Source organism: Ignavibacteriales bacterium, from assembly GCA_015709675.1.
Taxonomy (GTDB): domain Bacteria; phylum Bacteroidota; class Ignavibacteria; order Ignavibacteriales; family Ignavibacteriaceae; genus H2-BAC3.
Genome location: CP054182.1, coordinates 1,093,825 through 1,115,044 on the forward strand (window position 1 = coordinate 1,093,825; position 21,220 = coordinate 1,115,044).

Sequence of the window (21,220 nt, forward strand, 5' to 3'; positions counted from 1 at the left end):
CACGGAACAGGAAGAATTGTATGAGTGAATCGAAAAAATGTAATGGAAATCCAGCATGCAGACTATACTAGGCGCTAACGGTACTATTGGCAGACCGCTTGCGAAAGAATTGTTACACTATACGGATAAAGTCAGATTAGTCAGCCGGAATCCGAAAAAGATAAATGAAACAGATGAACTTTTTCCGGCTGATCTGAGTGATCCCTCTCAGATTGATGCAGCCGTTGCGGGTTCTGAAGTTGTTTATGTTCTGATAGGATTTGAATACAGCGCTAAAATCTGGGAAGAAAAATGGCCGCGGCTGATTAAAGCGGTCATTGATTCCTGTGAAAGACATAATGCAAGGCTTGTCTTTTTTGATAATATGTATGCGTATGATGCTGCCTCACTAGGAAATATGACGGAAGATGCACCGCTTAACCCGCCGAGCCGCAAAGGTGCGGTAAGAAAGCAATTGATCGAAATGATTACTATGGCCATCAGTCATGGGAGAATAAATGCGCTGATTGCACGGGCGGCGGATTTCTACGGTCCGGATAATGAGAGAAGCTTTCTTATAGAAGTAACGGTTAAGAATTTTCTTAAAGGGAAAAAAGCAAACTGGTTTTGCAATCCAGACAAAAAACACTCATTCACCTATACCCCCGATGCTGCCAGAGCAACAGCACTGCTGGGGAACACAGATGATGCATATAATCAGGCCTGGCATCTTCCTACTCATCCGGATGCTCTTACCGGCAGAGAAATGATCAGACTGATCGCCAAAGAGATGCATGCCAAGGATGATATTATGGTGGTCGGCAGGTTTCTGACCGGACTGCTCGGACTTTTTATGCCGGTTATGAAGGAAACAAAAGAAATGCTCTACCAGTACGAAGGGGATTATATATTCAGGTCGGATAAGTTTGAAAAGCGTTTCGGGGTTAAGCCAACAAGCTATGAAGAGGGAGTGCGGGAGACGGTGAAAAGTTTTTTACAATTGTGAATTGTGAATTGTGAACTGTGAATTGTGAACTGTGAATTAAATTTTTGCACTCGTTAAAAGTTATAACTTATACTAAGGTTAAACCAGCGGCCTCCGTCTGATTGTACTTTAACTCCCGGGCCGGAGGGCGGCGCACCGGGGCCGGCGGCATCACGCTTGGTGATATATACAGGGATGAACTGTCCCAGTCCCGCGCTGAATTTCCAGGACCGGTAATCAAATAGGAAATCTGACGCAATGAGCAGCAGTCCCGAGCGGGTAATCAGCAGTTCATTTCTTCTGTAGTCTCTTACTCCAAAGACCAGAAACGCCGGCTGCCAGGTCTCCGAGGTGAATGAGGGGCGAATATCAAAATACTGCACGCGTGGAATAATTCTCATGCTCTCCGTAAGAATATCGTCCTTAACACTTAGGGTAAGCAGTTCAGCGCTGCCCTGCAGAATAGCGTTCACCCTGTTGCCAAATACGGAAATAAGAAAGGAAGAAAAAGGCCAGGTCTGAATATTCCCCGATGCTCTTCCCCGCGCGGAGTAATGACTCAATTCAGCAGAAAGCCGGTGCCGTTTACCGGCTAGAAATGAAGAAAAGAGAGACCAGCTTTTGTAATAAGCCCTGGAAAGTGTAATGCTGCTGAAACTTTGTCTTGTATAATACGCATCAATTTTTCCTTCTCCTCTGAATTCACTGAATCGTATTCCCGCCTTCCAGTTTTTACCCTTTTTTATAAGAGCGGCATCATACTGTTCTGAAGAGAGAGCAAGAACTCCCCTGTAGTCATCATCTTCCGCTGTTTTTTCGGGATATCCTCTGCGGTATATACCCTCAAGAGAGAAGTTCCCCGGTAAGAGAAGAGTACCTCCGGCATGAGAGCCGCTTTCGGCAAAAACATACGGTACCGAAATAAACTGCTCCGCAGCAACTGCTTCTATAAGAGCAGGATCATTGCGGGTAAATATATGCATCCAGAGAGGGGGAGACGGCATATCCCTTTCAGCACGGAGTGACGCGGTAAAAGAATAAGAATAATAATAGGAGTTCTTCTGTTCATGTACCGAAAAAGAGGGCTGCATCAAAAATCCCCCGAGAGAAAATGCCGCATCAGCGGTAACGCTCCGGCGGTCAGTTACTGCTTTTGCCGAAGAGATATCTCCTTCTTTATCAATTGAGGTGATTAATCCACTGCGCGAAACTGATATTCTGCTGCTAAAGCGTTCATGCAGAGGAACTGCAAACCGGAGAGCAAAGGAGTGAACAGATGAAGAGAACCGGCTCAGCGGTGAAGTTTCCCGGTAAAGATCGGCAAACTCAGCCTCAGCTGTTATAATTGCCGAGGTGTCAGGTATATAAAAAACCGGCTGTGCGGTTAACAACCGCACAGCCAGCAAGAGGGAGAGAAAGAGATAAAACCGCAACCGGTTACGGAGTTATGGTTACCTGATTGCTGAAATACTCATAGGCAGCGACCAGGGCCGGATGACCGTGATACTCATTATTAATCCGGTTGGATATCTTGTAGGTATAACTTACTCCGGCGTTTACATTCCAGTCCTGGTACTGCATGCCGAAATAACCTGAAGAGTTCAGTTCAAAATTACCGCTCCCGGTTTTTTTGTATATATTGAACTCACCCCACGGCACAGACGGTTTACCCTGCCAGTTCAGAATGATGTTATTCTGTCCGGCAGCGAATCCTTCCAGGTTTTGCGGATATACAGGGAGACGGATTTCAACCCAGTCGCGCTCCTGCGATTTAATATAAAACCGGTCATTAGGATTAACCATTGCCAGTTCAAACTCTTCACCGCTTATCAGAAGAGCGTAGTGGACGATTTCAACCGGAGTATCGGTCGCATCACGCACAGAGAGTTCAAATACGCCGTATGGTTCAAGGTCAATTATATAATCACGGCTGCCAGTGCTTAGCTTAAGCTGCACATCATTAAACCAGCCGCCGGAAAAATTTACAAACCCTTCAAGCCTGTAAGCATATTCTTTGTCTATATTCAGAAGCCGTTTCAGAACGTTATTCGTCATGCCGGGGAACAGACCGCCGAATGTTGGATCGGGGAAAACAAATTCATCGTAGGTTGTTGCATTAAATCTGAAATCGATATCATCAGTTCCCCGCGGTTCAACCGTATAAGCAGGTATAAAGGCTGATTTCGGATTCTGAACAGGATTATCAAAGAAATTACCCAGATTGATCTGGATATCATAATTGTTGCCTTCACTGTCAGCATCTTTAAGATGAACCGTTACCGTCTGCGTTATGGCATCCTTAAACTTGTTGAGATACTTCTTGGTGGTGTCAAGATCATTCTGTTTGATACCGTTATTGCCAATTTTGATAACAGCGTCAGCTTTGCTGCCCGAGAGGGTTTCCAGGGAAGTAATTCCGCTGAGCAGTTTGGTTGCGACAAGATTAAGATCATTCTTAGCCATGGTTGCACGGGATGCGCCATCGGCGGCAAGATAGAAGAAGTTCGTGCTGTTCTGGTTAAGCGCTGCAAGGAGTGTTGACTGATTATAATTTGGAATGTCAAATTTATACACCAGGAACGCATCCACATTAAACTTCAGAATGTGCATCATGGCATCCATGATGTAGATTTCAGCAGGGTAAAGGGCCACAGCTTCCATCTCCGGATCACCCTGCATCTTTCCGCTTATAACAAACTTAAAAGAAGGATTGGCTTCAAGCTTAGCGAAAAGGTTAGCTGCGTATTCAAGACGGGGGAGCAGTTTATCCCTGAGCACCTGCTGAATACGGCTGATGAGCGGAGGGTCTTTAACAGCAAGCTTCATCATGGTAAAAACAGCTGATCCTGCATCATCAACGGGGATTTTCATTCCTGCAGTACCTCCGGGCAGAAGGTTTGGGGAGAGGAGTTTTTTAAACGGATTTTCCTGATTGAATGCAGAGTCTATATCTTTAATCAGAGCATTAAAATCGGGGTCCTTATACACCATCATGAATTCAGTGAACGCGGCCCCGAATTGTGCCTGGGCGTTTGTTTCATCAAGGGTGAGGGCCTCCTTAAACAGCGAATTAGCAGCAGACATATTGACCTGGTCAAGGTCAGCGAGAGTGTTGTAATTGTTTTTGATCAAATTGAACATCTCGGTTTCAAGGAGTGAAACCGCTTGGTCAGATTTGTTCTTTGAAAAAACCGAGTCTTCATTAACAATGGGGTCCGGTTCTTTATATGAGATGGGGTCTTTTTCGGAGCAAGATAAAAGTAGGAACGAGAACAAAACCAGTAAACTGTACTTCTGAAGCAACTCTTGGTTTATGCGCGTCTTCATGTATCCGCCTTTCTGATAAAAATATTTCTACAATAGCAATATAAGGCAAAAGTAGAATAGTTGTTTAATAAAAATATTACTTTTAGTAGATCACATACGATATCTTTTAAGAGAGAAGTGTAAAGGGGTACAATGTAGGATAAATAAAATTAGTGTCAAGTAGCTGCTAATTATTTTTATTATATAGAAGGATGGCATCGATTTTCCCTATTACAGAAAGCAGTCTCTTCAAAATGGAAAAAGATACTAGTTAATCAGTAAAGGAATCGTGAAGTGTGCAGCATTTTATACCGAGTAAAATCCATAAAAATTTCACCGTGTGTTGCGCATCATTCTACAACTATTCAGGTCATTTTTCGATAATCAAGGAATTTCAAGGTGGTGCCTTCGTACCATAAAAAAAGTCAAATTACTCGGAGTAAAACCAAGAACATGGAATAAATTAAAAGTGTCTGAGAAAGAATAAGCTTTAAATTAAACTAGAAAAATTCAATAGAATTGAAAACTCTCGATTAAAAATAATAGCCGGCTGTAAAACTAAACCATCTGCCGCCGTCTGATTTTACGCTGACTCCGGCACCGCCTGAGGGGACTCCTGTTTCTTCCTGCGGGCGTTTTGTTATATATACGGGGATAAACTGTCCGAAACCGGCGGAGAGTTTCCACGATCCGGTATTCCAGTAAAAATCAGAAGACAGAAGAAGAGCACCTGCTCTGCTGATCCGGAGAACGTTTTTACGGTAATCCTTAACACCAAAAATAAGAAAGGCGGGCTGCCAGGTTTCTGTTGTCAGTGAAGGTCTGATATCATAGTAGCTGAGCTTCGGTACAAAGCGAAGATCATCAGTGGTGATTTCGCTGCTCATTCTGATGGTAAGAAGTTCGGCTCCTCCCTGAAGTATGGCATTTACTCTGTTGCCGAATACAGAAATTAAAAAACCGGAGAAAGGCCAGGTTTGTATATTACCTGAAGCCCTGCCTCTTGCAGAGTAGTGCGAAAGTTCTGCATTGAGCAGATAATTTCGCCCGGCCCGGAACGAAGAGAAAGCGGACCAGCTCTTATAACGGAGTGTCGAGATGCTTATACTGCTGAAACTCAGATTAGTATAATATGCATCAATTTTACCCTCACCGCGGAACTCATGATATCGTACACCGGCTTTCAGGTTTTTTGATCTGCGGACAAGAGCCCCCTCAAATTCCTCCGAGGAAATTGCCAGAATACCATTAAAATCATCATCCTCCGCCGTTTTTTCCGGATAAACTTTTCGGTATATACCCTCCAGAGAAAAACCGCCGGCAAGCTGAATAGTTCCTCCGGCCGCTGATCCGCTCTCCGCAAAAATATAAGGTACTGATATATTCTGATCAACAGCAACTGCTTCGATGAGTGCAGGTTCATTCCGGGTGAATAGCTGCATCCAGAGCGGCGGCGGATTATCCCTTTCCGGACGGAGAGCAGCATTAAGGGAATAGGAATAACTGTACCTGTTTTTCAGTTCATGAACGGTAAATGACGGCTGAATGAGAAAGCCGCCAGCTGAAAAAGAAATTTCACCGGTTATCTTCTGGCTTGCTGTTGATGCTTTGAAGAAGGACACATCACCCTCCCGTGAATAGGAAGTCAGAAAGCCATAGCGGGCAACAGTAATCCTTCCGGCAAAGCGTGATGAAAACGGCGATGAGTAGCTGAGAGAGAAATCCTGAAGCGATGCACTGAAACTGCTGACAACTGAACTTTCGCGGTAAAGATCGGTGAAGCCGGCAGAAGAAGAAACAACCTGAGCTGTGTCAGGTATATAAAAAACCGGCTGTGCGGTAAGAAACCGCACAGCCAGTAATAGAGAGAGAAAGAAACAAAAACGCAACAGGTTAAGGTGTAATCGTTACCTGATTGCTGAAGTATTCAAAAGCGGCAACCAGAGCCGGATAACCGAAATACTCATTGTTAATCCTGTTGGAAACTTTATAGGTATAGCTTACGCCAGCGGTTACATTCCAGTCCTGGTACTGATTTCCGAAGAATCCGGATGAATTCAGTTCAAAGTTTCCGCTTCCTGTTTTCTTATATATATTAAAATCACCCCAGGGGAGCGATGGCTTGCTCTGCCAGTTCAGAATGATGTTGTTCTGACCTGATGCAAATCCATCCAGACTGTGAGGAATTACGGGCAGCCGGATTTCCAGCCAGTCATGCCGTTGCGATTCAATGAAGAAGCGGTCATTCGGATTTACCATGGCCATTTCAAACTCTTCACCATTGATCAGGAGAGCATAACCGGTTATCTCGACCGGGGTGTTTGTTGCATCCCTTACGAAAAGTTCAAAATCGCGGTAAGGTTTAAGGTCACAAACATACTGCCTGGTGGCTGTGATAACTTTTAGCTGAACATCAGTGAACCATCCTCCTGAGGAATTAACATAACCTTCGAGGCGGTATGCAAATTCGTCGTCTATATATAAGAGCCGTTTAAGGAGCTCATTGGTCATGTCGGGAAACAGCCCCCCGAATTTGGGATCAGGGAAGGTGAATTCTGCGTAGGTTGTTGCATCAAAGCGGAAATCTATGTCGTCAGTTCCCCGCGGTTCAACCGTATAAGCAGGTATAAAGGCTGATTTCGGATTCTGAACAGGATTATCAAAGAAATTACCCAGATTGATCTGGATATCATAATTGTTGCCTTCACTGTCAGCATCTTTAAGATGAACCGTTACCGTCTGCGTTATGGCATCCTTAAACTTGTTGAGATACTTCTTGGTGGTGTCAAGATCATTCTGTTTGATACCGTTATTGCCAATTTTGATAACAGCGTCAGCTTTGCTGCCCGAGAGGGTTTCCAGGGAAGTAATTCCGCTGAGCAGTTTGGTTGCGACAAGATTAAGATCATTCTTAGCCATGGTTGCACGGGATGCGCCATCGGCGGCAAGATAGAAGAAGTTCGTGCTGTTCTGGTTAAGCGCTGCAAGGAGCGTTGACTGGTTATAATTTGGAATGTCAAATTTATATACCAGGAACGCATCCACATTGAACTTCAGAATATGCATCATGGCATCCATGATGTAGATTTCAGCAGGGTAAAGGGCCACAGCTTCCATCTCCGGATCACCCTGCATCTTTCCGCTTATAACAAACTTAAAAGAGGGATTGGCTTCAAGTTTAGCGAAAAGGTTAGCTGCGTATTCAAGACGGGGGAGCAGTTTATCCCTGAGTACCTGCTGAATACGGCTGATGAGCGGAGGGTCTTTAACAGCAAGCTTCATCATGGTAAAAATAGCTGAACCCGCATCATCAACGGGGATTTTCATTCCTGCAGTTCCGCCCGGAAGGAGAGTCGGGGAGAGGAGCTTTTTGAGCGGATTTTCCTGATTGAATGCAGAGTCTATATCTTTGAGAAGGGCATTAAAATCGGGATCCTTATACACCATTACAAATTCAGTGAATGCGGCCCCAAATTGTGCCTGGGCGTTTGTTTCATCAAGGGTGAGGGCCTCCTTAAACAGCGAATTAGCAGCGCTCATATTGATCTGATCAAGATCAGCGAGGCTGTTATAGTTATTGTTTATCATATTGAACATTTCGGTTTCAAGGAGGGCGGTTGCCTGGTCGGATTTTGTTTTGGATTCGGCCGGGTCAGGCGTACCTATAGGGTCTTCTTCGGAGCAGGAAACAAGTGTGAGCGTGAGCAGAACAAGTAAGCTGTACCGCAGAAGCCACTTTAAGTTAGCTAGTGTCTTCATGGTTTCCACCTTTCTGTGAGAATTTTTCGACACAGTAAATATAAAGAAAGAATTGCGGAAATTACCGTGAAAATATATATTCAGCCGTAATGAGTGTGATATTTGTCAAATAAACAGGGTGAAGCATAAAGCAGGCAGGGGGGTATCGAAGGAAAAAGGCGAGGTTAACAGCCAGAGTGTGTTTTGTTTACATAATTATTATTATGTAAACAGTGTTAGGTTTCAAATTTTAGTTATTTATACAAATTTGCCGTTCAGTGAAGCGATGAATATACTGATTTGTTTTAACCGATCTGATTTTTATAGTTCACCCGCTCTTTGGATTAATGAGCTTTTGCGAAGGTTTGTTATTAATATGCCACCCGCTACGCGGGTTCATGAAGGTTCGTAAAGGCTCAGTATTTATTAATATGCCACCCGCTACGCGGGTTTATAAAGGTTCGTACAGACTCAGTATTTATTAACATGTCACCCGCTACGCGGGTTAAAGAGTTGCAGCGAAGGTTCGGTTGTTATTAATATGCCACCCGCTATGCGGGTTTAGGAGTTGCAGCGAAGGGCCGGTTGTTAATAATATGCTGCCCGCGGCACTGGTTCATGAAGGGCAGCAAAGGCGAAGTATTTATTAACATGTCACCCGCTACAGGGGTTCATTAATTACTCTGCTATGGGACCACTCAGTCGGTGGATTTATGCAATAAAAGAAACCATGACAAAGTTCCGGAAGGAGAGTTCCCGCGAATGAGGTGATTAGCAGGGGAGTTCTCCTTCCGGACTGACTATAATGGTTACTTAAGAAGAATCATTTTCTTAACCTGCGAAAATGTACCAGCCTGCAGACGGTATATATACGTACCGCTGCTGAGAGTCTCCGCATCAATCGGCAGGGAGTGTTTTCCGGCTTCTCTGGTCTCATTGAGCAAAGTAGCCAGTTTATTGCCCATTACATCATACAGCTCAAGCCGCACCAAAGAACTCACGGGCAGTGTGAACTCTACCGTAGTTGAAGGATTAAATGGGTTTGGATAATTCTGTGCCAAAGTAAATTCTGACGGAATGCCTTCACCCTGTTCAAAAGCTGAAGTTGTTCCTCCGGTCTTAAATATTGCTCCGCTGTCCCCCACGGCAAATCCGGTTGTCTGATTTACAAAATGGAGGTGATAGAGCCGCATAAAGCCGGGGACGTTCTCCGTAGTCCACGTTGTTCCTCCGTTTGTGGTTTTTATTATTCTTCCGTTATCACCGGAAGCCCAGCCGTTGTTTTCATCTGTAAAGAAAACAGAGAGGAGATAATCCGATACTCCTGGAGACTGCTGAACCCAGGAGTTTCCGCCATCAGTAGTTTTTGCGATCACAGCCGGAAGACCGCCGACTACCCATCCGGTTGTTTCGCTGATAAAGTGAATGTTTCGCAACTCTGAATATGTTGGAATTGAAGTTGTATCCCAGTTTGCTCCGCCGTCAGTTGTACGGGTAATTTTTCCTCTGATGCCGGCAGCCCAGCCTTTGTTTTCATTCACAAAGAAGATGCTTGAAAGAGCTTCGTTGGCTTTAATAGGAAGTGAGGTCCAGTTCGTTCCACCATTTGTTGTTTTTAAGATCGCACCGCCGGTAAATCCATTCCCCGCTACCGCGTAACCTGTATTCTCATTGAAGAATTTGATTCTGAAGACATGGCTGGTGGTTCCGGATGTCTGGTTTGTCCAGGTAGCTCCTCCATCGGTGGTTTTTCTTATTGAGCCGGATAATCCGGCAATCCAGCCGGTTGAATTGTTCAGAAAATAGCAGCCAAAAAGATAACCGCCGGGTGCGGGAGTAATTTTTGTCCACACAGCTCCTCCGTTGGTTGTGCGGATAACCTCCCCGTTATTGTAAGGTACCCAGCCATTATTTTCATCGGTGAAATAAACATGCCAGGCTTTGGAATCCACACCGCTTGACTGGGGTGTCCAGCCCGATTGGGCAAATGTTGTCAGGGAAAAAACAGAATAGAACAGGACAATAGAACAGAAAGGTTTCATGACTGCTCCTGATAAAGAGATAACAAAAATTGTTTTGCGAATATAGAAAAAGCAGATTCAAAACAATGTGCCATGCGGCTTGTCTGATAATAACCACAGCCGGGGGATGAAGGGAAGGTTATGTGAAATGGGAGCAGAAAAGACACTCATGGGAAGAGTTTTCAGGAAGAGTTAACGCAAAGTCCTGCAGAGTAAAAGCAAAGTCACGCAGAGTTTTGGGAGAAGCAATGGAACAGTCATCTGATAGAGAAGAGTATATAACTCGCGCAAAGGCGCTAAGTCTAAAAGAATTGTAACAGCACAGGTATATAAGCCGAGCAGATATATGCTCAGCGATTACTAATTACTAATTCCTGACTACTAATTAATTTCAGCAGCTCTGCTTTGGCACTTTTCCGTCTATGGAAAGAAGATTGTCAAGCCGGATTTCTGTTTTGTCGGTGAGTACGAGATACTCAGCTCCCCCTTTGCTTTCAAGACTCTGAATGCTGCAGCGCCTGCGTATGGGTTTGCCGCCGTCGAGAAACACAATTTCTGTTTCCGTGCCGCGCATGGCTATAAGTTCAAGCTCGTCATAAAATGAACAGTCTATGGGTTTATATACGGTCTGCTTTTCCAAAACTTTCTCCACAAAGTTTAAGAATGAATATAAAAAAGGCGGGTGATGAGCCCGCCTTTTATGTTACTTTATGCTATTGCATTGTCATCATCTTCAGGAACGATCTTTGAGACGTCCGCTATTGCATCTCCGTCTTTAAGGCGGATAAGGCGGTTGCCCTGTGTGTTGCGTCCCATTACTCTGAGCTCTTTTACGCTCTGGCGTATAACCATACCGCCGGTTGAGATGATCATCAGTTCTTCGTTATCGGAAACTTCCATCATGGTGATCATTTTGCCGGTCTTTTCGGTTATCTTAACCGTGGTTACGCCTTTGCCGCCGCGTTTGGTAAGGCGGTAATCGGCTATATCGGAACGTTTTCCGAATCCGGTTTCAGTCACCACAAGCACTGAGCCCTGGCGCTTGATTGCAAGTACACCTACAACTTCATCCTTTTTACCAAGTGTAATGCCGCGCACGCCGGTAGCAGTTCTGCCCATATCGCGAACGTCATCCTCATGGAAGCGGATGGCCATACCTTCGCGTGTGCCGAGAACGATATCGCTCTTTCCGTCAGTGAGTTTTACGCCGATGAGACTGTCACCGTTATTAATACTGATAGCATTAATACCGCTCTTGCGGACGTTGCTGTATGCTGAAAGCACGGTTTTCTTAACGGTGCCCTGTTTTGTTGCCATCAGGAGATACTGGTCATCCTTGAACTCTTTCACGGCTACAAAAGCGGCTATCTGTTCATCTTTTTCCTTTTCAATCAGGTTGATGATCGATTTACCGCGGGATGCACGTCCTCCTTCCGGTACTTCGTGCACCTTAAGCCAGTAACACTTTCCTTTATCGGTGAAGAAGAGTATATACTGGTGCGTGCTGGCGACAAACATGTGTTCAATAAAGTCATCATCCTTGGTGCCTGCTCCGGAAACTCCCTTGCCTCCGCGCGCCTGTTTGCGGTAACCGCTCACGGGGAATCTCTTAATAAATCCTTTGTGAGAGATAGTGACCACCACGTCTTCTTCGGCGATTACATCTTCAAGCGAGAATTCGGTATAGTCATAGATAATCTCGGTTCTTCTTTCATCGCCGTACTGCTCTTTAAGCGCAAGCAGTTCTTCTTTGATGATAAGATTCCTTTTCTCTTCGCTGTCCAGAATGCCTCTCAGTTTTTCGATGAGTTTAATTACTTCGCGGTATTCATCTTCAATTTTCTTTCTTTCAAGGCCGGTGAGCCGCTGCAGACGCATATCCAGGATGGCTTTTGCCTGAATTTCGGACAGCTTGAACTTCCGCATGAGGTTGTTCTTAGCGGAGTCAACATCGCGGCTTTTCTTGATCGTCTCGATAACTTCATCAATGTTATCAAGCGCGATGATATATCCTTCTAAGATATGTGCTCTGCGCTCGGCGGCATCAAGGTCAAACTTTGTACGGCGGATGAGAATATCCATCCGGTGGGTAAGGAAGTGCTGCATGATTTCCTTAAGTGTCAGCACTTTAGGCACGCCATTAACCAGCGCAAGCATAATCACGCCAAAGGTTGTCTGCATCTGTGTGTGCTTAAAGAGCTGATTAAGAACCACAGCCGGCTGAGCATCGCGCTTCAGTTCAATAACCACGCGCATACCATCCCGGTCAGACTCATCTCTGAGCGCTGATATATCTTCAATTTTGCCTTCTTTAACCAGTTCCGCAATTTTTTCCTGCAGAGCGGCTTTATTCACCTGATACGGAAGCTCTGTAACGATGATGCTTTCTCTGCCGTTTTTAGCGGTTTCGATATTCGCTTTAGCGCGGACGATAATCTTGCCGCGTCCTGTCAGGAACGCATCCCTTACGCCCTGGTAACCGAAGATTATACCTCCGGTGGGGAAGTCAGGCGCGGTGATATGTTTCATCAGCTTTTCGCCGGTAATCTCAGGATTCTTGATCAGCGCAATAAGACCGTCAACCACCTCACTCAGATTATGCGGAGGAATATTGGTAGCCATTCCGACCGCGATACCGCTTGAACCGTTAACAAGAAGGTTCGGCAAATATGACGGAAGAACGGTTGGTTCCTGCAGAGTGTCGTCAAAGTTGGGGGCAAAGTTTACGGTGTTCTTTTCCAGATCGCGGAGCATTTCACCTGCAATTTTAGCAAGCCGTGCTTCGGTATATCTCATTGCTGCAGCGGAGTCGCCGTCAACAGAGCCAAAGTTGCCCTGACCGTCAACCAGCGGGTAGCGGAGTGAGAAATCCTGCACCATGCGGACCATGGTTTCATACACAGCCGAGTCGCCGTGCGGATGATATTTACCAAGGACTTCACCCACGATTCTCGCGGATTTTTTATACGGGCGGTTATGAGCCATACCCAGTTCGTGCATTCCGAAGAGAACGCGGCGGTGAACCGGTTTCAGGCCGTCGCGCACATCGGGCAGCGCGCGGGAGACGATTACGGACATCGAATAGTCTATATACGATGATTTCAGCTCATCTTCGAGCGTGACCGGATTTATTTTATCAAATATGTTTGCCATTTATATATCTAAAGTTAAATTTCCTGTTAATTATATATCAAGATTGCGGACGTACTTAGCGTTCTTTTCAATGAACTCGCGCCGCGGTTCAACTGCATCTCCCATCAGGGTTTCAAACAGTTTGTCAGCAGCAGCCGCGTTTTCAATGGAGACCTGCAGAAGAGTACGCGTTTCCGGATTCATGGTAGTAGCCCAAAGCTGCTCAGGGTTCATCTCGCCGAGGCCTTTATAGCGGGATATATTGATGCCCTTAATTTTCGGGAGGGTTCCTCCCGAGGTAACCTGGCGTGCTGCTTCTTCGGCCGTCATTTCCGGCTGCTCTTCTTCCAGTTCTTCCTCAACCGGATCGGGCTCCACGTTTTTATCCTTAAGCCGCTTCAGGATGGTATCGCGTTCTTCATCGTCAAACGCGTAATGCTCTTCCTTGCCTTTTTTAATGCGGTAGAGAGGCGGCTGGGCTATATATACCCTGCCCGTGATAATCATCTCCTTCATGTAGCGGTAGAGGAAGGTGAGAAGCAGCGTGCGGATATGGCTGCCGTCCACGTCAGCATCGGTCATCAGGATCAGTTTGCCGTAACGGAGCTTTTCTGTGGAGAAATCGTTTCCTATGCCGCCGCCGAGAGCAGCTACAATTGAGCGGATTTCATTATTCTCCAGGATTTTATTCAGCTTAGCTTTTTCCACATTAAGGATTTTGCCTTTAAGGGGAAGAATTGCCTGAAACCGGCGGTCACGTCCCTGTTTGGCTGAACCGCCCGCGGAGTCTCCCTCAACGATATATATTTCGCAGTGCTCAGGGTCGGTTATTGAGCAGTCAGCAAGTTTACCGGGGAGGTCAAAGCTGTCCAGCGCGTTTTTCCGGCGTGCAAGGTCGCGCGCGCGTCGTGCTGCTTCGCGTGCTTCAGCTGCCTTTAGAACTTTTTCAATGATCTTTTTTCCGACGCCCGGATTTTCTTCCAGATATTCGGCGAGCTTTTCATTCATCAGCGTTTCAACTGCTGATTTTGTTTCGCTGTTGCCGAGCTTGGTTTTAGTCTGGCCTTCAAACTGCGGTTCCATTACTTTAACGGAGATAACTGCAGTGAGACCTTCGCGGAAATCATCTCCGGTGAGGTTAATCTTGCCGTCTTTAACAAGGTTATTCTTGGAAGCATAGTTATTCAGCGTACGGGTGAGCGCCGTTCTGAAACCGACTAAGTGAGTGCCTCCTTCGGTGGTATTGATGTTATTTACATACGAGAAGATATTCTCTGAATAACCGTCGTTATACTGAAATGAAACTTCAACCGGAGTTCCGTCCTTTTCACCTTCGACATAAACCGGCTTATGAAGCGGAGTTCTGGTTTCGTCTATATATTTAACGAATTCAACCAGTCCGCCTTTGAAGTGGAATGTTTCAGCATCCCCTTCAATCATATCTTTCAGCACGATGGTTATAGACTTGTTCAGATACGCAAGTTCGCGCATTCTTTCGGCAACGGTATCAAACTTAAATTTGGTTACCTTAAAAATTTCCTTATCCGGCTTAAACGTAACTTTTGTTCCGGTCTCCTGTTTTTTGAGTGTCTGTACTTCTTTAACGGCACCCTTTGGTTCACCCCGTTTATATTCCTGACGGTAAAGCTTTCCGTCACGTTTAACTTCAACCACCAGCCACTCGCTGAGGGCATTCACCACGGAGACACCCACGCCGTGAAGACCGCCTGAGACCTTATAGGAGTTTTTATCAAACTTACCGCCTGCATGGAGTACGGTCATTACAACTTCGAGGGCGGAACGTTTTTCTTCAGGATGGAGATCAACCGGAATGCCTCGTCCGTTATCTTCCACGCTTACTGATCCGTCGTCGTTAATGGTTACTTTTATGGTATCACAGTATCCGGCCAGAGCCTCGTCAATACTGTTGTCCACTACTTCATTTATAAGATGATGCAGACCGCGCACACCGACATCGCCGATATACATTGCTGGTCTTTTCCGCACAGCTTCCAGTCCTTTAAGCACGTTAATGCTTTTGGCACTGTATTCCTGTTCAACTTTATTTGCTGACATATAATCCGTTATTATTTAATTCGTTACAATTACTTTTTTTACCCGGGGCTGCCCGAAGTATTCGTTAATCTTGGCCGCTATTTCTTCATCGCGGAACTTGAGTTCATTTCTCCAGGCCGCGTTTTCAACTTCGATATATAAAATGCCTTTCACGATTTTCACGGGCACTGCTATGGTTTCGTAGCCGGTAAAAATCTCGTGGAACTTTTCCAGAACTTCCCCCTCTGATGCGGCTTTGTTAATTTTACCGAATTCAGGCGCTTTCCTGAAAAGGTAATCAAATGTCCTGATTTTTTTCATTTTCATAATACTTTTACCCCGGTGTCACTCTGCCGGAGGAGACGGTAAACATTCTGTTCTCATTCATTTCACGCAGATACGCAGTATTTGAAAGATCCGTCATCGTAATGATTGCCTGCCCGACCTGTGTGAGGTAACGGCTGATGTGTCCGGCTCGGTGCGCGTCAAGTTCTCCAAACACGTCATCCAGCAGAAAAACCGGTGTTTTGCCCGAACGCGCTTTTAAATAAAAAAACTGTGCAAAGCGCAGGGCAACCTGAAACGTTTTATGCTGCCCCTGCGAACAGAATGATTTCAGACTGTTTCCGTTAACGGTAAATCCGATATCATCCCGGTGCGGCCCTGTCAGATTAAGCCCTCGTCTTATCTCTTCATCCCTCCTTGCGTAGATTTTCTGCCGGAAGAGAGAGAGTATATCCTCAGAAGATGAACCGCCAAGAAAATGATAATCCATAGACGGAGATTCTTCCTCCCCCATAATCTCGCGGTAAACTTCCGCGACAAAGCTCCGGAATTCACTCAGGAACTCGTTCCGCTGATGTATGATGGCGCTTCCGGTCATGATCAGTTTTTCCGTATAGGCATCAAGTTCTGCCGTTAGACTGCGCGCGGGATTTTCCCTGATCCGGTTTAGTATATACGTGCGCTGTTTAAGCAGCTTGGCGTATTCAAGGATATTGCCCAGATAAACGGAACTGTACTGGGAGATAACCGAATCAATGAATTTGCGTCTGTCTGCCGGGGCACCCTGCGTGAGCGCATGATCTTCGGGCGTAAGCAGAACCACCGGGAAGGTGCCGATGATATCAGCCGCGCGGTGCACCGCTTTGCCGTCTTTTATATACATCCGTTTATTTTCAGACGAAAGGTAGCGGATGTGAACATTGCTGAGGGTTACATCTTCAAACGCCGCGTGAACGGTATATCCCTGCTGGCCGAACCGGAGGAGCTCGGAATCAGGCGCTCCTTTATAATTTTTGGTTGTGCAGAGAAAATAAACTGCCTCGATCAGGGAGGTTTTTCCCTGACCGTTGCCACCCACAATAAAATTGAGCTTCGGAGAAAACTCCAGCTCAGTTGACTGATGAATGCGGAAGTCGTGCAGGGTTAAACGGCGGACTATCATGATTTAACTTCTGCCTGGCTGAGCTTTACCGGCAGATTAGTTTGAATCCGGCAGTGACTGCAATAATCAGCGGTTCAGCCGGATCGGCATCAGCAGAACCAGAAGTTCTTCATTCTCCTTATCCTTGGAAGGAGTAAGAATACCGGCTTTATTCGGCTTGTCAAGTTTAATGACCACTTCGGAATCTTCCATGCTTCCGAGTATTTCAAGCAGATAAGTTCCGTTGAACGCGATATCCATCGGTTCACCGGTATATCTGCAGTAGAGAGTTTCCTGCGCGTCAGCGCCCCGTGCGGCATCACTTGCGGCAACTTCAAGAATGGTATCTTCCTTGATATTCATTCTGATCGCTTTAAAGGTCGGCTCGGCAAAGATGAGCATACGCTTTACCGCGGATGTGATCTTTGATGTTTCGAGTATGAGATTCTGATTGTTGTCTTTCGGGATGACGCTGTTATAATCAGGATATTTATCATTAATCAGGCGGGTTGAAAACTCAACCGTATCATTAGCAAAGGCAACAGCACCGTTTCCTGGGTAGAATGTAACATCACCTGCGGTAAAAAGCTTCTGCAGAACCGAGACTGCCTTGCCGGGCAGAATAAAACTGTCGGTTGTTTCGGCGGTAACGGTCCTGTTAATATACCGCACCAGTATATGACCGGAGGTGGTAACAAAACGGAGACCTTCATGAGAAAGCTCAAGCAGAGTTCCTGACATTGCCGGGCGGAGTTCCTCGCGGGACATAGCATAGGAGGTCAGATGAATACCCCGGTTCAGCACCGCGGCACTTATGGAAAATTTTCTGCTTTTGTCAATTTCGGGGAATTCCAGTTCCGGGTTGGTAACGTCAATGCTCAGGGAGTATTTGCCGGAGTCGGTTTCAAGCATAAGCTGGTTGGAATCATTGAGCCGGAAGTTCACCATCACATCATCAAAGGATTTCATGGCGTCCAGGATAGTCTTGGCAGGCATCATCACCTCCATGTTGCTCTCTGACTGAACCGGCATCGAAGAAGAAATTTTCATCTCAAGGTCTGAAGCGGTAACCGTCAGGATGCCGTCATTAATGTGCATAATGAAGTTTTCCAGGGCGGCTAAAGGGGACTTCGACGGAATCACCGGGAAGACCATAGCAAGGAGCTTTTCCAGTAATTTGCTGTTGGCTTTGAAACTCATCTTTTTCTCCGAATTAAACCGCTAAAAATACGGAAAACTCATCTCATTAACAACCTTTTTTTATAATCGACCGGGTCATAAGTGCCTGAAAATAAGGGACTTAGAGAAACCAAAACAATTATGATTTACCGGTGCTGAATTCTGAATTCCGGAGGAAAAATAACCCGGAAATTACCGGTTACATCATTCTCCGGTCTGCCCTCATAAAGCCTAATGCTGAATTCAGGGCATTTCATAATTCACCACTCATAAATTAGAAATCAGATTATATTTCCGTTTTGTCTGCGGAATTTTTATTACTTATCCTGAAAGAAAATATTTGATGCATCGCTTCGGATTTTTACCCCTCATCATTTTTATTGTTTTACTGCTGCTGCCCGGATGTCTGGTTATTGAGAAAATCGGCTACTCCATAGAACTCAATGAAGACGGCTCCGGCACCGCTACGGTGACTTTTTATGATATACGGTCAGATGCAATAGGCAATAAGGAGTTTGATGAGGATAAAGATCTGGTATTTAATTATCTCCTCAAAAGCAATGAACTGAAAGAATCCATGCTCTCCGAGGGGAAAGCCATTGTCTCGCGCGAGCTTGATGTGATTGAAGGCAAACTTTACGGCAAAGCAGTATATACCTTTGAAGATATAACCAAAGTGGAGGGGCTGCGCCGTGAATCCGGCTTTGTCTATCTTACCATGCAGCTTGAGGATAGTCTGAGATATACAAACGGGGAAGTGGTTGCCACAAACGAATACCGCCGTATCCTCTGGGACGATAAAACAAAGCTTCTTGAATTTGAAATCCTTTCTGCAGAATCAGAAAAAGTAACCCGTTCTCTGGCTCCGTTTTATCAGAAATAATGTACGCTGAAGTCATATTCCCGATACCGTTCAGCCGGCGGCTTACCTATCTGGTGCCGGCTGAACTGCGTGATCAGGCGGTGCCCGGCGTAAGAGTAACCGCACCGCTGGAAAAAAGGATTATGACCGGCTTTATATACGCTACCCGCACCGCACTAAGGCCGGATGAAGCTGCCTATGAGATAAAACCCATTCGTGAAATACTTGATGCACAGCCCCTTCTGCTCCCAGCAGATTTTACTTTTTACGAATGGATTGCGGAATATTATCACTGCTCCCCCGGAGAGGCATTCCGGCTTGCAATTCCCGCGGGATCGGAAGTGCAGACCAGGAAGATCATAGCTGCCGATACCGAAGCGGCCGCGGAACTTTTCGCAAAAGAGAAAAATCCCGATTCCCCAAAAGCACGTGTACTGAAGGTTCTCTCATCCAAAAAACAGATAGCCCTTAAAACACTGCAGAAAGAATCGGGAGTTAAAAATATATACTCGCTTCTCGGCTCGCTTGCCGGCAGGGGAGTACTAACCATTCATGATGAACTGCAGCAGGCAAAGGGGCGGGAAAAACGAATAAAAATCGTGCGCCTTGCAAAGGATAAGGATGCAATTTATGAAGAACTTCCGGCCATTGAGCGGAAGTCCGGGAAACAGTTCGCCGTGCTCTACCGGCTGCTTGCCCTGGGGGATGAATATATACCCGCCGCTGACCTGATGAAGGAAACCCAGACAACCGCGGCCGTGCTTTCAGCTCTTATGAAAAAAAAGCTGATAACGCTGGACTCTGTTGCAACCGAGCGGGTATATAAAGAAACCTATGCTGAGGAGAAAAAGGATATCACCCTTACTGCCGAGCAGGCGGAGGTGACCGCTGCTGTTGCCTCATCACTGAATCAGAATCTTTTTAAGGTATGGCTGCTGCACGGAGTGACCGGAAGCGGCAAGACACAGGTATATATTGAGCTTCTGAAGCAGGTGCTCCAATCCGGCAAAAACGCCATTATGATGGTGCCTGAAATCTCACTCACGCCGCAAATGACTGCCCGGCTGATTGCCCATTTCGGGGAGGATGTGGCGGTTATTCACAGCAAGTTCAGCCATGGAGAGCGGTTTGACACACGGAACAGGATTCTTGAGGGAAGAGCACGCATTGTGGTCGGTCCGCGCTCGGCGCTGTTTACCCCTCTCAGAAACCCCGGCATAATCATCATAGACGAGGAGCATGATGCCAGCTATAAGCAGATGGACGGCACTCCACGGTATCATGCCCGTGACTGTGCTATATATAAGGCCTATCTTGAAAAAATACCCGTTCTGCTTGGTTCCGCTACGCCTTCGATTGAGAGTATGTATAACACCGAAACGGGCAAATATACATTGCTGAAGCTTGAGAACCGCGTGGATGGTGCCCAAATGCCGCTGATACGGCTGGTGAATGTGGTGCAGGAAAAGAAGAATAACCGAATGGCGAGTATTTTTTCTTACACCATGCTCGAAAAGATAAAAGAGCGCATTGAGAAAAAGGAAGGGGTTATCATCCTGCAGAACCGCCGCGGGTTCGCGACGCAGATGTACTGCCATGACTGCGGTACGGTGCAGATGTGTGAGAACTGTTCGGTGCCGATGGTGCTGCACATTAACAGAAATATGCTTAAGTGCCATTATTGCGGATATAATAAACCCACTCCTGAAACCTGTGCTTCCTGCGGGAGCACCAGTATTAAGTTTTTCGGGACGGGAACAGAGCGGGTGGAAGATGAAATCAGTTTTTATTTTCCCGGGGCAAAGATTGTCCGGATCGATTCTGATTCAGTCAGCCGTAAGGGGCTGATGAGCGAAACTCTGAACCGGTTCCGAGAGGGGGAAATTGATATTTTGGTGGGTACACAGCTAGTATCAAAGGGGCTGGATTTTTCCCGTGTGACGCTGGTCGGTGTTATCTCTGCTGAGGCAACACTCTGGATGCCAGATTTCCGCGCGGATGAAAGAACTTTTCAGCTGCTGACTCAGGTAGCCGGCCGAGCAGGCAGAAGCAGCAAACCGGGCGAAGTGGTTATTCAGACTCAGAATGATCATCATTTTGTTCTGCAGCGGGTTCTTGATGGCAAGTACTATCCGTTTTATTATAAAGAGATCGGTGACCGCATCCGGCTGGAGTATCCCCCTATAACCAGGATGTGTCTGATTGAAGCAAAGGATAAGGATGATATCAAGTCACGTGAGACCATCATGGATATTCATAAGTGCCTGAACGTTTACCGTGAGACGGTTAAAATTACTGCTCCCTCTACTGCAGTGATTGCCCGGCTGAGAACGGAATACCGCTATCAGATACTGGTGAAATCAAACAAGGAAAAAGATCCTTCCGGATCGGTGCTGCGGGCAGTTCTTAAACAGGCGCATCAGGAGTTCCTGAAAATCCGCCGCCACTATGATGTGAGAGTCACCTTTGATATTGATCCGCAGAGCATCATGTGAATTGAGAATGGATAGTTGATAATGGAAAATGAATGATGAGAA

General features: G+C 46.0%; 14 protein-coding genes. 3 read left to right on the forward strand and 11 right to left on the reverse strand.

The window, feature by feature from the left end; translation table 11 throughout:
* The first annotated feature begins 55 nt into the window (after positions 1-55).
* A complete protein-coding gene (locus HRU80_04015; GenBank protein ID QOJ28083.1) occupies positions 56-985 on the forward strand; it encodes an NAD-dependent epimerase/dehydratase family protein in 930 nt (309 codons plus the stop codon).
* 53 nt (positions 986-1,038) lie between these two features.
* On the opposite strand, the gene HRU80_04020 is transcribed toward HRU80_04015, so the two are convergent.
* The 11 genes from HRU80_04020 to dnaN form a co-directional block, all read right to left on the reverse strand.
* Positions 1,039-2,361: a hypothetical protein gene (locus HRU80_04020; protein QOJ28084.1), complete on the reverse strand. Its 1,323-nt coding sequence runs from the start codon at positions 2,359-2,361 to the stop codon at positions 1,039-1,041.
* 40 nt (positions 2,362-2,401) lie between these two features.
* Positions 2,402-4,105 (reverse strand): hypothetical protein, encoded by a 1,704-nt coding sequence (locus HRU80_04025; protein QOJ28085.1) that lies wholly within the window; start codon positions 4,103-4,105, stop codon positions 2,402-2,404.
* Positions 4,106-4,803: 698 nt separating this feature from the next.
* Positions 4,804-6,123, reverse strand: coding sequence for a hypothetical protein (locus HRU80_04030; protein QOJ28086.1), 1,320 nt, complete (start codon positions 6,121-6,123; stop codon positions 4,804-4,806).
* Positions 6,124-6,163: 40 nt separating this feature from the next.
* Positions 6,164-8,029 carry a hypothetical protein gene (locus HRU80_04035; GenBank protein QOJ28087.1) on the reverse strand — a complete coding sequence of 622 codons (1,866 nt, stop codon included), beginning with the start codon at positions 8,027-8,029 and terminating at the stop codon, positions 6,164-6,166.
* A gap of 788 nt (positions 8,030-8,817) precedes the next feature.
* Positions 8,818-10,050: a T9SS type A sorting domain-containing protein gene (locus tag HRU80_04040; protein ID QOJ28088.1), complete on the reverse strand. Its 1,233-nt coding sequence runs from the start codon at positions 10,048-10,050 to the stop codon at positions 8,818-8,820.
* A gap of 370 nt (positions 10,051-10,420) precedes the next feature.
* On the reverse strand, positions 10,421-10,669 hold the full coding sequence (locus tag HRU80_04045) for a hypothetical protein (protein ID QOJ28089.1): 249 nt from the start codon (positions 10,667-10,669) through the stop codon (positions 10,421-10,423).
* A gap of 68 nt (positions 10,670-10,737) precedes the next feature.
* Complete coding sequence (gene gyrA / locus HRU80_04050) at positions 10,738-13,182, reverse strand: DNA gyrase subunit A (GenBank protein ID QOJ28090.1); 2,445 nt, start codon at positions 13,180-13,182, stop codon at positions 10,738-10,740.
* A gap of 30 nt (positions 13,183-13,212) precedes the next feature.
* Positions 13,213-15,237 carry a DNA topoisomerase (ATP-hydrolyzing) subunit B gene (gene gyrB, locus HRU80_04055; GenBank protein ID QOJ28091.1) on the reverse strand — a complete coding sequence of 675 codons (2,025 nt, stop codon included), beginning with the start codon at positions 15,235-15,237 and terminating at the stop codon, positions 13,213-13,215.
* Between the two features lie 15 nt (positions 15,238-15,252).
* Positions 15,253-15,537: a DUF721 domain-containing protein gene (locus tag HRU80_04060; GenBank protein ID QOJ28092.1), complete on the reverse strand. Its 285-nt coding sequence runs from the start codon at positions 15,535-15,537 to the stop codon at positions 15,253-15,255.
* 13 nt (positions 15,538-15,550) lie between these two features.
* On the reverse strand, positions 15,551-16,663 hold the full coding sequence (locus tag HRU80_04065) for a DNA replication/repair protein RecF (GenBank protein ID QOJ28093.1): 1,113 nt from the start codon (positions 16,661-16,663) through the stop codon (positions 15,551-15,553).
* 66 nt (positions 16,664-16,729) lie between these two features.
* On the reverse strand, positions 16,730-17,842 hold the full coding sequence (gene dnaN, locus HRU80_04070) for a DNA polymerase III subunit beta (GenBank protein ID QOJ28094.1): 1,113 nt from the start codon (positions 17,840-17,842) through the stop codon (positions 16,730-16,732).
* Positions 17,843-18,161: 319 nt separating this feature from the next.
* On the opposite strand from dnaN, the gene HRU80_04075 reads away from it, so the two are divergent.
* Complete coding sequence (locus tag HRU80_04075; protein ID QOJ28095.1) at positions 18,162-18,704, forward strand: hypothetical protein; 543 nt, start codon at positions 18,162-18,164, stop codon at positions 18,702-18,704.
* Positions 18,704-21,178, forward strand: a complete 2,475-nt coding sequence (gene priA / locus HRU80_04080) for a primosomal protein N' (protein QOJ28096.1) — start codon at positions 18,704-18,706, stop codon at positions 21,176-21,178. Before HRU80_04075 ends, priA begins: the two co-directional genes overlap by 1 nt.
* Positions 21,179-21,220 lie beyond the last annotated feature (42 nt).

What these genes read in the sequence shown, in the direction of transcription:
- HRU80_04015 (QOJ28083.1), top strand. Translation starts at nt 56, where the DNA reads ATGCAGACTATACTAGGCGCTAACGGTACTATTGGCAGACCGCTTGCG.
- HRU80_04025 (QOJ28085.1), bottom strand. Translation starts at nt 4,105, where the DNA reads ATGTTCAATTTGATCAAAAACAATTACAACACTCTCGCTGACCTTGAC.
- HRU80_04035 (QOJ28087.1), bottom strand. Translation starts at nt 8,029, where the DNA reads ATGAAGACACTAGCTAACTTAAAGTGGCTTCTGCGGTACAGCTTACTT.
- HRU80_04040 (QOJ28088.1), bottom strand. Translation starts at nt 10,050, where the DNA reads ATGAAACCTTTCTGTTCTATTGTCCTGTTCTATTCTGTTTTTTCCCTG.
- gyrA (QOJ28090.1), bottom strand. Translation starts at nt 13,182, where the DNA reads ATGGCAAACATATTTGATAAAATAAATCCGGTCACGCTCGAAGATGAG.
- gyrB (QOJ28091.1), bottom strand. Translation starts at nt 15,237, where the DNA reads ATGTCAGCAAATAAAGTTGAACAGGAATACAGTGCCAAAAGCATTAAC.
- HRU80_04060 (QOJ28092.1), bottom strand. Translation starts at nt 15,537, where the DNA reads ATGAAAAAAATCAGGACATTTGATTACCTTTTCAGGAAAGCGCCTGAA.
- HRU80_04065 (QOJ28093.1), bottom strand. Translation starts at nt 16,663, where the DNA reads ATGATAGTCCGCCGTTTAACCCTGCACGACTTCCGCATTCATCAGTCA.
- dnaN (QOJ28094.1), bottom strand. Translation starts at nt 17,842, where the DNA reads ATGAGTTTCAAAGCCAACAGCAAATTACTGGAAAAGCTCCTTGCTATG.
- priA (QOJ28096.1), top strand. Translation starts at nt 18,704, where the DNA reads ATGTACGCTGAAGTCATATTCCCGATACCGTTCAGCCGGCGGCTTACC.